This window comes from Acinetobacter sp. 102 (assembly GCF_037028485.1).
GTDB classification, from domain to species: Bacteria; Pseudomonadota; Gammaproteobacteria; order Pseudomonadales; family Moraxellaceae; genus Acinetobacter; species Acinetobacter higginsii.
The window spans coordinates 157351-171680 of the sequence record NZ_JAZEZK010000002.1 but is presented as its reverse complement, the minus strand read 5'-3'; the positions used below and the strand labels follow the sequence as shown (position 1 = coordinate 171680).

Sequence of the window (14330 nt, the reverse complement as noted above, 5' to 3'; positions counted from 1 at the left end):
AATCTTGTTACAACTTTAGGTCAAAATGATATCGTATTGCTCTTGCGTATATAGATTTTCCACTTGGAATTTGATCACACGATTCACAAAATGTTCTAAATCCGCGACAGCTGGGGCTTCTGCTGTTAATAGCCGGTCTATCACGGCTGGATGCGCAACGACAGTAAAGCCACCCTTGGAATCAAATGCACGCGCATAACGCATGATCTCTCGAAATATTTCGTAACATACTGTCTCTGCTGTCTTCACATAGCCCCGCCCTTGGCAGGTTGGACATGATTCACAAAGCAAATGCTCCAATGATTCACGAGTCCTTTTACGTGTCATTTCAACTAAACCCAGCTCCGAAACTTGAGTAATTTTAGTTTTCGCATGATCGCGTTCCAGCATTCTTTCAAACTGACGCATCACTTCTTCACGATGCTCAGCTTCTTGCATGTCGATAAAATCAATAATCAGAATACCACCCAAATTACGCAGACGTAGTTGTCTTGCGATCACTTGAGTTGCTTCCATATTGGTTTTAAATACTGTGTCTTCTAAGCTGCGTCCACCCACATATGAGCCTGTATTGACATCAATCGTGGTCATCGCTTCTGTCTGATCAATCATCAGATAGCCGCCAGACTTGAGTGCGACACGGGTCTGCAATGCTTTTTGAATATCCTCTTCGACGTTATACAAATCGAAAAGTGGCTTTTCGCCAGGATAATGAATTAAGCGATTTTGAATCGTCGGAACAAACTCATCGACAAACTCACTGAGCTTGCCATGAATCTCGCGTGAATCGACATAGATCTTCGCCGTTTCATCACTGGCTAAATCTCTGATGATACGTTGCGGTAAAGGCAATTCTTCAAAGATCAGTTCAGCCGTTGCCGCTTCTTTTTGTTTGCGCTGAATGAATTCCCACAGTTTGCTGAGATAACACATATCTTGTGCAATCGCAGCTTCATCGACACCTTCTGCCGCAGTTCGCACAATCACACTACCCGGCAAATTATGTTCTGCCTGAATATGTTCAATGATACTACGCAGGCGGTCTCGCTCTTCTTCAGACTCAATCCGCTGCGATACACCAATGTGATTGCCATACGGCATGAGTACGAGATAACGCGATGGAATCGAAAGATCGGTACTTAGACGAGCACCTTTGGTCCCCAACATATCTTTCATGACTTGGACAGTGAGCATCTGCCCCGGGTGTAACAGCTCAAAAACGTTTGGTGTCGGTTGTGAACGCGACCACACCATATCGTTAATATGCAAAAAAGCGGTTCGAGACAAACCAATATCGACAAAGGCTGCTTGCATACCCGGCAGTACACGAACCACTTTACCTTTGTAGATATTACCCACTAACCCACGTTTTACAGTTCGCTCAACGAATAATTCATTGACCGTACCATTTTCAATCAATGCCACACGACATTCCATCGGCGTGACGTTAATCAGCAACTCTTCTGCCATAACAAACTCAAAATTTTATAAAAATTCTTATACCCGAAAGTGTCGTTCCCTGTATTGAAATACTTAGGCTTTAACGCTTTCTAATAACTGTGCGATCTCATGCAAAGGCAAACCCACGACATTGCTATAACTGCCTCGAATTTGTGGAATATATTGTGCTGCAATTCCCTGTATCGCATAAGCACCTGCTTTACCAATCGGTTCGCCCGTTGCCCAATATTTTTCCATTTCCGCATGACTGAGTTGCTGTAACTCAACTTGCGTTCTCACCACACGACTCAAAATCTGAACAGAACTTGCGACACAAATTCCGGAATAGACATCATGCCATTGCCCAGAAAGCATCGACCAGATGGAAAAAGCGTTTTGCTTTGACGCTGGCTTACCAATGATCTGCCCAGCAAAACTTAAACTGGTATCTGCCGCAATCACAATTGCGTCAGTATATTTATTTAAAACGACTTGTGCCTTCTCGCGCGCCAAGCGTTCAACATAATGCTCAACAGTCTCACCCTCATGCACCGCCTCATCGACATCTGGACGATAGATTTCAAAGTCCAAACCCAACTGCTGTAGTAGCTCCTGCCGACGAGGCGAGCTTGATGCGAGAATTATATGCGCCATTTATGTAAGCAATAATAAACCAATGGCCATGCCAGTACACTTGTCACAACAGGTTGCCAATGGCGCGCAATCGAAAAATGTGTACCTGCAATGGTCTGGCTAATCCACAAAAAAGTAATATGTGCGACAATCGCAATCACCGCAATGACCCACGAATTCCCAAACGTCAGAATACGGCGCTCACGGATTAAATAGCGAATACCAAAACTGATCACAACAAAACTGAGTGCATTTAAGCCAAACGGTGCATCAAGCAGCAGGTCGGCAAACAGGCCCATGCCAAAAGCAAACCAGACACCACACCAAACAGGCTGATAGAGAATCCAGAACAGCATAATCATTAGCATGATCGATGGTCGCCAACCCGAGGCCTCATAGGCCATTGGATAAACCAACAATACAGAACCAATCACGATGGATAGAATAATCATCCATAGCGGATCTTTGCGTTTCTCATAATTGAGCTTAGCGATCGGCATACGGTTGCTCCTGCGCTAAGGATTCAGAGAAGAGCACCACAACATGATGACCACTGGCAAGTTGAGCTGCTGGTGTAACATCAATTTCAGCAAACTCACCTGAAGTATGACGACTGACTTTAGACACAGTCCCCACCAAATAACCTGCTGGGAAATGTTCGCCTAAACCTGAACTAAAGACTTTGTCCCCAACCTGAATATTGGCACTGGTTGGCACATATTCCATTTTGAGTTGACCCAAATCGCCAGTACCCGAAATAATCGCACGCATTCCAGTACGCTCTAAACGCACAGACAATGAATGCTCTTTATCAGACAGCAACATGATACGGGCACTATGTGGATAGACATTAATAATCTGCCCCATAATCCCTTTATCGTCTAGAACAGTTTGCCCCGCACTTAAATGATCCACTGAACCACGGTTAATGATAATAATATGGCGTAATGGATCAGCATCGGTTCCAATCACTTCCGCAATTTGCATACGTCCATCAATAATTAACGGTGTATCCAAAAGCCCTCTTAAACGGTTATTTTCCGCAGAGAGTTCTGAAAGTTTTTGGAGGCGGACTTGTGCTTGTAGCAGTTCAGCTTGCATTGCGGTGTTTTCACGTCGCAATTGCGCTTCAGATTTGGTTTGTTGGTTAAGCCATTCTCGCGACAGTACAGGATAGCTTGCCAGCGCATAAATTGGATTATACGCGGCGTACAAGACATCCCTTGCAGGTTGAATTACATAAGGCATGCGCCAATCAAAGAAAAGCACCACCAAACATGTAATCACCGCAATGACAAATGAGCGAAAAGATGGCGGTTGTCTTGAAAAAAGATTCGGTTGCACCGCCTAGTCCTTATGATTTAACCAACGAAAAGCATGTCGTGGTTTGGATTGTCAAAGAACTCTAATACTTTACCGCCACCACGAGTGACACAAGTTAAAGGATCATCTGCAACAATTACAGGCAAACCTGTTTCTTGCGCAAGCAATTTATCCAGGTTACGCAATAATGCACCACCACCTGTCAACACAATACCGCGCTCTGCAATATCCGAAGATAATTCAGGAGGCGTTTGCTCTAGTGCAGATTTAACAGCACTCACAATGCTTTGTAACGGATCAGAAATGGCCTGCGTAATTTCATCAGAAGTCACCGTAATCGCGCGAGGTACACCCTCAGCCAAGTTACGACCGCGAACTTCGATCTCGAGGGTCTTGCCATCAGCAACAGCCATACCCACTTCTTTTTTAATGACTTCGGCTGTCGTTTCCCCGATCACACAACCGTGTGCTTTACGCACATAATTGATGATTTGCTCATCAAATACATCACCACCGATACGTAATGAATCAGCGTAGACACAACCCTGTAATGAAATGATTGCAATTTCAGTGGTACCACCACCAACATCGACCACCATAGAACCACATGCTTGCTCAACAGGCATACCCGCACCAATCGCAGCAGCCATTGGCTCTTCGATTAAACGAACATCACGCGCACCTGCATTAAATACAGCTTCGCGAATCGCACGACGCTCAACCAATGTCGATTTACACGGCACACAGACCACGACACGCGGTGCTGGCGGGAATAAACGCTTTTCATGCACTTTGCCAATGAACTGATTCAACATGGTCTCAGTGACTTCAAAATCAGCAATCACACCGTCTTTCATCGGACGAATTGCTGAAATATTCGCTGGTGTACGGCCTAACATTTGTTTAGCATCAATACCTACAGCGGCAACAATTTTTTGTGAACCACTATGGCGAATTGCCACAACAGTTGGTTCATTTAATATAATGCCACGGCCTGGTGCATAAATAAGTGTATTTGCAGTACCTAAATCAATGGCTAAATCCGGCGAAAACAAGCCAATTAGTCGTTTTAGAATCACGGGGGCGTTCTCAATTAAACTTTGTGTGAATACAAGGTGGCAACTTTAACTAAATGTGATGATTTGAACAAGTCAATCGCTTATTATAACGCACGATATTTTGAAATTTTTTAATACTGAATTAGGTAAAGTTATGTCTACATCATCAGATGCTCAGCAGACAACAGACTTAAATGCGCAAACGGTCTCGCAAATTGCACACCTTGCCCGTTTATCTCTCAATGACACGCAATCTGCTGAATATGCTCAAAGTTTAAATAAAATCCTTGGCATGATGGAAAGCTTGAAAGGCATTAATACCGATGATGTTGAGCCTTTAAAGAGCCCATTTGACAACCCTCAACCCTTACGCGCTGACGTTGTGACTGAAAGCAACCATCGTGATGAATATCAAGCGGTCGCACCTGCTACAGAAGCAGGTTTATACCTCGTACCTCGCGTAATTGAATAAGTTTTATTCGATTAGTCAATATTTTATATTTAGAATGTAAAGAAATTTTTCATATGACAGATTTACATCGCTTATCAATCCGTGAACTCTCTGAAGGCTTAAAACAAGCCCAATTTTCATCACGCGAATTGACTGAACATTATTTAAAGCGTATTGCCCAAATTGACCCGAAAGTAAAAAGTTATGTGACGGTTACCGCAGAACAGGCACTCGCTGAAGCGAATGCAGCCGATGCGGCACTGAAAGCAGGCAATGCACACGCGCTGGCAGGTATTCCTCTTGCCCACAAAGATATTTTTTGTACCCAAGGCATTAAAACCACTGCGGGTTCAAAAATGCTGGATAACTTCATTTCACCTTATGATGCAACTGTGGTTGCAAAAGCCAAAGCTGCGGGTCTTGTGACTTTGGGTAAGGTGAACATGGACGAATTCGCCATGGGTTCAACTTCTGAAAACTCGTATGTCGGTGCAACGTCTAACCCTTGGGCACTAGATCATGTTCCGGGTGGTTCATCAGGTGGTTCTGCAGCAGCCGTAGCGGCTGATCTTGCGCCAATCGCAACAGGTACCGATACAGGTGGCTCAATTCGTCAACCTGCCTCATTCTGCGGTTTAACAGGCTTAAAACCGACCTATGGTCGTGTGTCTCGCTTCGGTATGATTGCGTACGCATCATCTCTCGACCAAGGTGGCCCAATGGCACGCTCTGCGGAAGACTGTGCTTATTTGATGAATGTCATTGCTGGTCATGATGCCAAAGACTCGACTTCGATCAACAAAGAAGTAGATGACTATGTGGCTAACCTAAACGGCACAGCCGTAAAAGGCTTACGCATTGGTATTCCAAAGCAATACTTCAATGTGGCAGGTTTAGATGCAGATGTAAAAGCACGCGTTGAAGAGTCATTGAAAAAGCTTGAAGAGATGGGCGCAATCTTGGTTGAGATTGATCTCAACATGACTGAAGCTTATGTGCCGACGTACTACTTGATCGCGCCTGCGGAAGCTTCTTCGAACCTGTCACGTTTTGACGGTGTCCGTTATGGCTATCGTTGTGAAAATCCTGTGGACTTGATGGACTTGTACAAACGTTCACGTTCAGAAGGTTTTGGTGCTGAAGTACAACGTCGTATTTTGATCGGGACATATGCCCTTTCTGCGGGTTACTACGATGCCTACTATGTCAAAGCACAAAAAGTACGTCGTTTGATCCAACAAGATTTCCTCAAAGCATTTGAAAATGTTGATGTGATTGCTGCGCCATCTGCACCAACTACTGCGTACAAGATCGGTGCGAATCTCAGCCCGACTGAAATGTATTTAGGCGATATCTATACCCTTGCTGTGAACTTGGCAGGTCTACCAGCCATCAACGCACCTGTAGGTTTCGATAAAGACAGCTTGCCTGTGGGCTTACAGTTGATTGGTAACTACTGGTCAGAATCTCAATTGCTTTCAATTGTGCATCAATATCAACAAAATACAGACTGGCATACCAAACGTGCGGCAATTGCTGAGGAGAATGCATAATGACTGAAGCTCAAAAGTTAAAGCTTATTGACGGTTGGGAAGTCGTTATCGGGATCGAGATCCATACTCAGTTGGCAACCAAATCTAAAATCTTCTCTGGTTCATCGACTGAATTTGGTCAAGACCCAAACACACAAGCCAGCCTTGTTGATTTAGCCATGCCGGGCGTATTGCCAGTATTAAACGCAGAAGTGGTTGATCTTGCAATTCGTTTTGGTTTGGGTATCGATGCCTATATCGACCAAGCGTCTGTATTTGCACGTAAGAACTACTTCTACCCAGATTCGCCAAAAGGCTACCAGATTAGCCAGATGGACAATCCGATTGTGGGCTTGGGTCATATCGACATCCAGCTTGAAGATGGCACTGTGAAGCGTATTGGCGTAACGCGTGCCCATCTTGAAGAAGATGCAGGTAAATCGATTCATGACCAGTTCGAAGGGATGTCGGGTATCGACTTAAACCGTGCGGGTACGCCATTGCTTGAAATCGTATCTGAACCAGATATGCGTTCAGTTGAAGAAGCAGTTGCCTACATCAAGTCGATTCACACGCTCGTGCGTTGGTTAGGTATTTCTGACGGTAACATGGCCGAAGGTTCATTCCGTGCTGACTGTAATGTGTCACTCCGTCGTCCGGGTCAACCATTCGGTACACGTTGCGAGTTGAAAAACCTCAACTCATTCCGTTTCATTGAGCAAGCGATCAATGTTGAAATTGAACGCCAAATGGAAATCTTGGAATACGGCGGCACAATTGATCAGGAAACCCGTTTGTTCGATCCGAACAAGATGGAAACCCGTTCAATGCGTTCGAAAGAAGAAGCGAACGACTATCGCTACTTCCCTGATCCAGACTTGTTACCCGTGATTATTGCCGATGAGCAGATCGAAGCGGCACGTGCTGCCCTTCCAGAACTGCCTAAAGCGCGTCGTGCACGTTTTATCGCTGACTTTGCTGTGACTGAGTACGATGCACATGTATTGACGCTGTCACGCGAAATGGCGGACTTCTACGAAGCGGTTGTGGCTGCTGCTGGCGGTGCGAAGCAAGGTAAAGTTTCTGCAAACTGGGTGATGGGTGAATTCTCAGGTGCTTTAAATAAAGCGGGCCTAGAATTGGCGGACTCTCCTGTTTCTGCTGAGCAATTGGGCGGCATGATCGCGCGTATTGTCGACAATACTATTAACGGCAAAATCGCGAAGCAAGTGTTTGGCTTTATGTGGGAAGCAGAAGGTAAATCTGCGGATGACATCATTGCTGAGAAAGGCTTAAAGCAAGAAACCGATACAGGTGCGATTGAAGCGATTATCAAAGAAGTGCTTGCAGCTAATGAAAAAATGGTTGAAGAGTACAAGTCTGGTAAAGAAAAAGCCTTTAACGGTCTGGTTGGTCAAGTCATGAAAGCTGCAAAAGGTAAAGCTAACCCAGCTCAAGTGAATGAATTAATGAAAAAATTGATTGGTTAAACTGATCTGATTTCAAAAGAAAACCCGCTTTAGAGCGGGTTTTTTGGTTTTTATAGGATAAAATACCCGCACAATAAATTTTTAAACTAAAATCGTCATGATTATTCAACTTATGAAAAATAGATTACTTCTGAGTACCTGTTTGCTTTTGATCAGCAATTCTAATTTTGCACAAACACCCCAGATTCCTAAAGCCGATGCTGAGGCCATTTTTAAAGCAGCGGGCTTTTCAAAAACAAAATATGGTTGGGAAGGCAACTGTGGTATAGGTGAAATCACTACGTATAAAGACTTAAATGGTGATGGAATAAAAGATGCCATCATTTCAGATGCTGATTCAACATGTTATGGTCGAGAAATGGTTGGTTACCACATCATCTCCCAACAGAAAAAAGGAAGATGGAAAATGATCGTCGAAAATCGAGGCACTCCAACTTTCTTAGACACAAAAGGTAAAGATGGTTGGCCAGATCTTATTAATGCAGGTTCTGGTTTTTGCTTTGCCGTATTCCGTTGGGATGGTCAAGAATATAAGGTTCACCGTTATGAATATGAAGGCAAAACATGTTCATTACGATAAATAAAGATACAATAAAATAAATCCCTCATGAACGAGGGATTTTATGTAATTTCTTAACGCACGATACCCAACTTATTCCAAATATCAGGCGTTAAAAAAGTCGTGACCAACTTATTTAAATCAATATAACGTAATGTACCTTGCAACTGCTGTCTTACCGCTGGGTCTTTGACAATATCCTGCCCTGCACTCTGACCTAACTGTTGAAAAGCCTGTCCAACTGCTTGAATGCCTTCAGCTTGAATCACAGCCTTAGTCTGTGTCGAACACTGCTCTACAATCACACGCTGTAACACCTGAGCCAACTTCTGATCCAACTGAGTTTTCTGCTCAGGTGTAACATTACTAAAAGACTTTAAATCTGGATGTGCCGCTAAAGCCGTGAAAGTCCATTGCAAAACCGTAGTCTTATCTGCTGCCGTTGTGGCTTTCACTAAACAATCACTCAGTTGATCCACAGTTGGCCCTGCCATCGCCACTTGGGTTGTACCCAACACAGCCGCAGCCATCAACACAGAACGACTCAAATGAGAAAATTTACGGCGGGCAGAAGTATAAACACGAGACATAAGCACAGTTCCAAATTGCAATCTTTCCCTTTGTACCATGCTCTGTCTAGATCATCTGTTATGACGCTGTAAATTGCGTAAGTCCTCTCCCTTAAAGCTTTGGCAAAATGTAAAAACCATGATGATGGTAAATCACTCAACCTGCACCCTCATAGTCCCATTCTTCTGGAATATTCGGCTGCTCAGGTGCTTTATTTAAATCAATATTCAGGTTGCGGCTGCCCTTAAATGATTTCTCACCCGAATCTGACGCAGGTGACACATCCAGACTGTAGCGATAACGGAATTGCCAAAGCATCGGCTTGATCGGACGAATATCTAAGCTCAAACTATCTTCATCATGGCACTTGCCCTTAGAGCTTTCATAATCCTGTTCTGAAAAACAGGCCCGAATCATACGGCTAAAATTAAAAGGATAATTTTCAATAAAGCGATGCGTCTTGCCTGAATCCTTTAACTCATAAAAGCTGGCACGTTCAATTCCAGCCCCACCACCTGAATATGATTCTGAAAAGGTATCAATCACTGCAACGGCATAACGGTTTTGATCCATTGGAAACAGTTTAGGAAAAATATATTGGCTAGATCTTGCCATTTCTTCCGTAGCCGCCAATTCAATACGCCACTGCTTTAACAATTTAAAACCTGTGCTCGATGTCGCAAACTGGGCAATATTTCCCTCAGATAATAACCATAAGGTTTGGTCAGGGGTTTTCAGGCTCTTCCATTGTGTACGCTGCTGACACAGCTCTTTGACTTGTTCACAGAGTTGCGTCTGCTCCGTTGCACTCAGTTGCCCCTTTTTAAAGTCAAGAATCTGTAAAGGTGCAGCAAAAACAGATGCGCTAAAATAGGCAGATGCACCTATTAAAATCATTCCACCTAAATCCATCTTATGTTTTAGCATTGTGTTTCCTTAGGCTATTTTTATATTCACAATATTATTTGACGATCGCTTCAATCTGATCAAGTTCCCACACTCCACCTGCGGCAAGGCCTCGACACATCCCTGTCCAGCGATCTAGGGTATGTACAAACTTCTGCCCATCCCAGACCCATTCATCACTCGACCAGCAATCACCAATACCGCGCCCTTTCTGCGAACTGCTGAGAATCCCATTATAAAACTCAGAGGAATGTTCCGTCACAAAAGTGGCTTTATTCGCAAGTGACTCATCCAATACCCATGCACCATAACCTTCGTTATATGCACCTCGCCAACATAGCGTAGCTGCCAAAACTTTTTTATTGGTCAATTTATAGAGATCAATTGCTTGAGGTGCTGTTTGCTTACCATCATAAGCCCCTTCACAAAAGCCTTCTTGTTTCGGAATTGGCTGGGCAGCCATCAAGTTTTGATAGAGTGCAGCATAGCGTTTGTCGGTTGGTCGCAAGGTCAGATAAGGCTTACTGGATGTTTTGATCTGCTTGACGCTGAATTTGGGTTGAGCAGCCAATACCTTGGACTCATCTGCCTTACCCTTTTTAATCAAAGCGCCCACTGTGCCAATACGTTTTTGAAAATCATCCATTTTTAGCAATACCGCAGTCATCCCCTTATCTGAGATTTGCCAATGTAGATTGGCATTTTTAAACACGATTTCGGTCTTTTTCTTGGATTGCTGTAATAAGGCATTGACTTGATTTGTTGAGAGTTGCCCCATCAATGGGAATTCTGTTCCATCGACGGGCACCTGTCCAAAGTCTTTGCCATTCACATAAAAATGGAGATTTTTAAGCTTTGCTGCGGGCATAGAAGGTTGTTCAAAACGAGCCAATGCAAATTCAACCTGTACAGGCTGTCGTGCGCCTGCCTGACGGGTCAATAACAGTGATGCGGGTTCATCATCACTATATTCATTGTAATAACCTGCTGCTCGGCAAGTGCCTGTATTGCTACAGTAAATTTCCCAATCTTCATGCGAGAATGAAATGCCTTTAATATCTTGGGCAAAAGCACTAGAACTCAAAACAACAAGGGAACAGGCTGAAAGAATCTTTTTCATAAGACTTATGCTCTAGGCCGTCTAATTTCAATACTATTATTTTAATCATTATGAATACTGACATGATTACTCATACTATATACGTTTTAACGCTACAGATTAAGCAACTTTACCAAAAAACAAATAAACACAAACAACTGTTTTTAAAATAAATTTTAATTATTTTTCTTTAAAAAGAATTCAACCACGAATGCAATAGGAGTTGTAATATAGAGCAGCATTCTAAGCATCATATACCCAATCAAAAGGAGAACATCACTCACAATGAAATTAGCATCCTCTCTATTAAGTTGAATAAATAATATAGAGACTAGAACGCTAGAGAAAATGATAGAAATAAATGCTCTAAGAGAATAATTTTTAACAAATTTAGTAAAAAAGAAAAATAGATTCGCAATAAAAATAACTGACAAAGTAAAAGCTAAAACATGGTCTACAATAATATGTCTATGAAAATAATCATAAGAATAAGCAAAACCGATGGTCAGTTGTAAATTGAGTAATCCCCACCCTAGATAGCTTGGCTTCATCATGGTTTATTTCTCAATATTTTTATGGGATTAGAGATTTTATCAAGTTCCTTTTTCAACTTAGACGGTAAGAAGATATCAGGTGGTAAGTTCTTAAATACACTTATCCCTGTGATTGCATTGGAGGTACATCCACTTCAGATTAAACTGAATTTTTAAATTAAAAACAGGACTATCTTTCATACTCCTGTTTTATATATTAAAATTTTTTCTACTGATCATTGGCTCGTATGGAAGCTCTCTACGTATCCTTTACTGTCAAATTGAACCCATAAAGAAACACCATTACTATTACTGCCACCTGTACCTGTAGCAGCATTTACCGCATCTGACTTCGCAGAATTAACCATAGCCCCTACTTCTCCCGCCCCACCACCAGGAATTGCCTGCATCAAGCGATTTTTAAGGATATTCATTCCTGTATTAACCGTTTGAGAGGAAGAAGAAGCAAATGCTCCAAGCGGAGAATTTGATACGCTAGAATTGTAATACCAAGATTCTCTCTTATTAGAGGAAATAGACTTTTCTTTAGGCTCTCCAAACATCGAAATGACTTCTGCTTTAGTGGTCTTACCTTTAATTAAATGAGATTGTAGATAAGTCGGTTGATATTTTTCACTGGATGTACCACCAGACATAGACGCGCAGGCTGTCATTCCAAGTACAGTCGCAACTAAAAGTACTTTGAGTGTTAAGTTTATGTTCATAACCATTTCTTCTAACTAACAAGGATCATGAACTATTTTATTTTGTTTATTTATCAACATGTTAATTATTAAGATTATTAACATAAATTATTAACTATAACTTAACAATATAGATTAAATGTAAACTATAAGTTGAAATGTATTCTATATCGAACATTTTTCACTCTACCTCATTAGAGCTAAGTTTGAATTTCATTATTAACACTCTCTATAAATCGCCTTGCTAAATGCACTTATCTCAAACAATATATTAATTTGAACTCAACCCAAAAACACCACACTAAAAATGAAAACATCACTCACTGTTTCTGCTGTTTTATTAACACTATCAGCCACTTCAACTCATGCTGAGGTCAGTACCTTTAAACCCATCTTTCCCAAATTTTCAAATACAGCGCAAGAGCGAAAAGCCGAAAACCAAATTTATGCCTTGGGTGAAGTGTCCTTTGCCAACGATGTCCGTGTTCCCTTTTATGGAGTGACTGCACTTAATCCTGCCGATGAAGGCTTATTAAAAGACTTTAAAAACTGTACAGCCAAAAGCTGCCATTTCGATTTTAAGTTAGATACACATCAGGCCAAGCAACTCAAATTAGTTGCGCTACCTGAAATTGGTGCAGTGCTTGTACCCAAAGATTGGCACGATGTGGAGGCACATGCGGGTGCAAATGGTACAGGTTCAGCCCTGCTGATGAGTCCAAATCAAAAACAGGCCATAGAATTATACGATTCATCCTTCTGTGTCGGTTGTGGTATGCCCAATGCCACGCTTTACTTTCCCAATCTGTTAAAAGAGAGTATTGAAAATGAGTTTGGCGGCTATAAAGATCCACAAAAACTGGTGAATATCGTACATCCTTCCAAACAAGTGGCTTTCTTTAGCTATCAAATCCCAAACCTGGATAATAAAACCCATGGCGTCGCGAAATACCATGACGAGGACACCTTCAATTTTAGAGAAATCATCGTAACTTTGGATAAATCACAACAACACTTGGTTGGGCCCATTTTAAACTTCTATCACTTTAGCCATTGAGCCGTTTCAAACTGCTTGACTGGCTTTGAGTAGACTTAAGAAATGCTCGACCCGAACACTATTGCCTTTGGCACGGCAAATTGCATAGATCGGGGCAATACAGGGCTTTTTCGCTTCTAGCGGTTTGTACACAATTTGCTTATTCCAGAAGTCCTGAATTGACGCAGGAACGATTGACAGTCCAATCCCCGCTGCAATCAGATTCAGGCTCGAAGTTAAACGAGGAGCTTCTTGGACAATGTTGGGACTAAACCCTGCCTGATAGCAATTTGCCAAAATATTATCAAACAGATCCTGTCCCGCAATACGGCGATACAACACAAACTCATACGGTTCTAAATCCAGTAGGCGGATTGATCCCACTTGCTCAGCCAAAGGATGATTACTCGGCAAAGCGACAATCAAGGGCTCATCCAGTACATGTATGCTTTGTACTGCGGCATGAATCGATGCAGGTTTGCGTAGGAAAACGATATCCAGTTTTTCATTGATCACCGCATCGGTTAAGGCGGTACTGCTATCTTCTTCCAAATGAATGGCAACAGCAGGAAACTTTTCCCTGAATTGACGCAAGAGTGCAGGCAAAAAAGGATGCAGCCCAGCGGAGTTGGTAAAGCCAATATTGATTTGACCTTCCAAGCCTTGCGCAATGTTTTTGACCCGTTTCGGAATCGACTGAGCGTGCGCCAAAATGGTAATCGCTTCCTGATATAAAGCCTTACCTGCTTCCGTCACCTCTACACCTCGGGGCAAGCGTTTTAACAACGCTGTATCCAATTCTTCTTCCAGACTTTTAATCAATCGAGTCAATGGCGGCTGTTGCATATGCAGCCTAACCGCTGCTTTGGAGATATTGCTTTCTTCCACCACAGCAACGAATGCATTGAGTTTATGAATATCAATCATACATACCCTAAAAGTATAGATAATGGCAAAAATAGCATTTGTGAATATACCACAAATCTTTCATGCTAT

16 protein-coding genes are annotated in these 14330 nt (G+C 42.5%); 5 read left to right on the top strand and 11 right to left on the bottom strand.

The window, feature by feature from the left end:
• Positions 1-15 precede the first annotated feature (15 nt).
• From rng to WA352_RS03035, 5 genes are all read right to left on the bottom strand, one after another.
• Positions 16-1470, bottom strand: coding sequence for a ribonuclease G (rng, locus tag WA352_RS03055; protein ID WP_004802994.1), 1455 nt, complete (start codon positions 1468-1470; stop codon positions 16-18).
• A gap of 63 nt (positions 1471-1533) precedes the next feature.
• The gene (locus WA352_RS03050) at positions 1534-2094 is read right to left on the bottom strand and encodes a Maf-like protein (protein WP_336141254.1); all 561 of its coding nucleotides are present in this window, start codon (positions 2092-2094) and stop codon (positions 1534-1536) included.
• Entirely contained in the window at positions 2082-2573 is a 492-nt protein-coding gene (gene mreD, locus WA352_RS03045; protein WP_336141252.1) for a rod shape-determining protein MreD, read from the bottom strand. Before mreD ends, WA352_RS03050 begins: the two co-directional genes overlap by 13 nt.
• The gene (gene mreC / locus WA352_RS03040; RefSeq protein ID WP_004802987.1) at positions 2560-3417 is read right to left on the bottom strand and encodes a rod shape-determining protein MreC; all 858 of its coding nucleotides are present in this window, start codon (positions 3415-3417) and stop codon (positions 2560-2562) included. Before mreC ends, mreD begins: the two co-directional genes overlap by 14 nt.
• Positions 3418-3434: 17 nt before the next feature.
• Positions 3435-4475: a rod shape-determining protein gene (locus tag WA352_RS03035; RefSeq protein WP_004652309.1), complete on the bottom strand. Its 1041-nt coding sequence runs from the start codon at positions 4473-4475 to the stop codon at positions 3435-3437.
• A 133-nt stretch (positions 4476-4608) separates the two neighbouring features.
• Here WA352_RS03035 and gatC point away from each other — a divergent pair, with 133 nt between their 5' ends.
• The 4 genes from gatC to WA352_RS03015 all read left to right on the top strand — a co-directional run bounded on the left by gatC (position 4609) and on the right by WA352_RS03015 (position 8507).
• A complete protein-coding gene (gene gatC / locus WA352_RS03030; RefSeq protein ID WP_004652310.1) occupies positions 4609-4926 on the top strand; it encodes an Asp-tRNA(Asn)/Glu-tRNA(Gln) amidotransferase subunit GatC in 318 nt (105 codons plus the stop codon).
• A gap of 53 nt (positions 4927-4979) precedes the next feature.
• Positions 4980-6458, top strand: a complete 1479-nt coding sequence (gatA, locus tag WA352_RS03025; RefSeq protein ID WP_241272105.1) for an Asp-tRNA(Asn)/Glu-tRNA(Gln) amidotransferase subunit GatA — start codon at positions 4980-4982, stop codon at positions 6456-6458.
• On the top strand, positions 6458-7927 hold the full coding sequence (gene gatB, locus WA352_RS03020; protein ID WP_336141249.1) for an Asp-tRNA(Asn)/Glu-tRNA(Gln) amidotransferase subunit GatB: 1470 nt from the start codon (positions 6458-6460) through the stop codon (positions 7925-7927). The genes gatA and gatB overlap by 1 nt, the downstream gene beginning before the upstream one ends.
• Before the next feature lie 97 nt (positions 7928-8024).
• Positions 8025-8507 carry a hypothetical protein gene (locus WA352_RS03015; RefSeq protein WP_336141247.1) on the top strand — a complete coding sequence of 161 codons (483 nt, stop codon included), beginning with the start codon at positions 8025-8027 and terminating at the stop codon, positions 8505-8507.
• 53 nt (positions 8508-8560) lie between these two features.
• Here WA352_RS03015 and WA352_RS03010 read toward each other — a convergent pair whose 3' ends face one another.
• From WA352_RS03010 to WA352_RS02990, 5 genes are all read right to left on the bottom strand, one after another.
• Complete coding sequence (locus WA352_RS03010; RefSeq protein ID WP_336141245.1) at positions 8561-9076, bottom strand: hypothetical protein; 516 nt, start codon at positions 9074-9076, stop codon at positions 8561-8563.
• Positions 9077-9212: 136 nt separating this feature from the next.
• Positions 9213-9983, bottom strand: a complete 771-nt coding sequence (locus WA352_RS03005) for a hypothetical protein (RefSeq protein WP_336141243.1) — start codon at positions 9981-9983, stop codon at positions 9213-9215.
• Between the two features lie 34 nt (positions 9984-10017).
• Positions 10018-11082 carry a DUF1176 domain-containing protein gene (locus WA352_RS03000; RefSeq protein WP_336141241.1) on the bottom strand — a complete coding sequence of 355 codons (1065 nt, stop codon included), beginning with the start codon at positions 11080-11082 and terminating at the stop codon, positions 10018-10020.
• 155 nt (positions 11083-11237) lie between these two features.
• Complete coding sequence (locus WA352_RS02995; protein ID WP_336141239.1) at positions 11238-11615, bottom strand: hypothetical protein; 378 nt, start codon at positions 11613-11615, stop codon at positions 11238-11240.
• Positions 11616-11830: 215 nt separating this feature from the next.
• Complete coding sequence (locus tag WA352_RS02990; RefSeq protein WP_336141237.1) at positions 11831-12319, bottom strand: hypothetical protein; 489 nt, start codon at positions 12317-12319, stop codon at positions 11831-11833.
• 286 nt (positions 12320-12605) lie between these two features.
• Between WA352_RS02990 and WA352_RS02985 the strand changes: the two genes are divergently transcribed.
• On the top strand, positions 12606-13355 hold the full coding sequence (locus WA352_RS02985; RefSeq protein WP_336141234.1) for a DUF4850 domain-containing protein: 750 nt from the start codon (positions 12606-12608) through the stop codon (positions 13353-13355).
• A 6-nt stretch (positions 13356-13361) separates the two neighbouring features.
• Here the strand turns inward: WA352_RS02985 and WA352_RS02980 are convergent, their stop codons facing one another.
• On the bottom strand, positions 13362-14261 hold the full coding sequence (locus WA352_RS02980; protein WP_336141233.1) for a LysR family transcriptional regulator: 900 nt from the start codon (positions 14259-14261) through the stop codon (positions 13362-13364).
• Positions 14262-14330: the final 69 nt, after the last annotated feature.